Raw genomic sequence first — 405 nt, 5'->3', positions numbered from 1 at the left:
GTCGAATTCTTCCGTGAACCCGATGCGCACTTAGGCCTGCTGTCTTTAGGTATGTCTATGGGTCAATGGCTAACTCTGCCAATGATCATTCTGGGTATCATCCTGATGGTTCGCGCACAGAAACAATCGCCTACAGTCTGATGGATGCGGGATGTAGCCTGACATTTATGTCAGGTGGGATATCTTTCCTGACGTAAACGTCAGGTTACGTCCGTTAGAACTTGTATTCGATACCGACGCGAGCTTCCCACAATGATGGGTTGGTCACACGGCCTTGCCCGCGAGGTTGCGAGAAACGGTTAAATTCATAACGGCCCTGATCATCGGTATTAGCTTCCACTACGCCTTCTGCTTGAGGGAAGCCCGCTTGGTATTGCACGCCCCAGTCATCATTCAGCATGTTAG

At 50.4% G+C, this 405-nt stretch carries 2 protein-coding genes; one reads left to right on the top strand and one right to left on the bottom strand.

The window, feature by feature from the left end; translation table 11 throughout:
* A partial coding sequence (locus tag R0K30_RS21190) for a prolipoprotein diacylglyceryl transferase family protein (protein ID WP_410612734.1) occupies nucleotides 1-141 on the top strand: 141 nt, incomplete at its 5' end.
* A 73-nt stretch (nucleotides 142-214) separates the two neighbouring features.
* Here R0K30_RS21190 and R0K30_RS21185 read toward each other — a convergent pair.
* On the bottom strand, nucleotides 215-405 hold a 191-nt coding region (locus R0K30_RS21185), incomplete at its 5' end, for a hypothetical protein (RefSeq protein ID WP_410612732.1).

It is taken from the genome of Bacillus sp. SIMBA_154, from assembly GCF_046536015.1.
Taxonomy (GTDB): domain Bacteria; phylum Bacillota; class Bacilli; order Bacillales; family Bacillaceae; genus Bacillus; species Bacillus pumilus_P.
The sequence above is the reverse complement of the archived record's forward strand: the minus strand, read 5'-3'. Positions and strand labels throughout refer to the sequence as shown.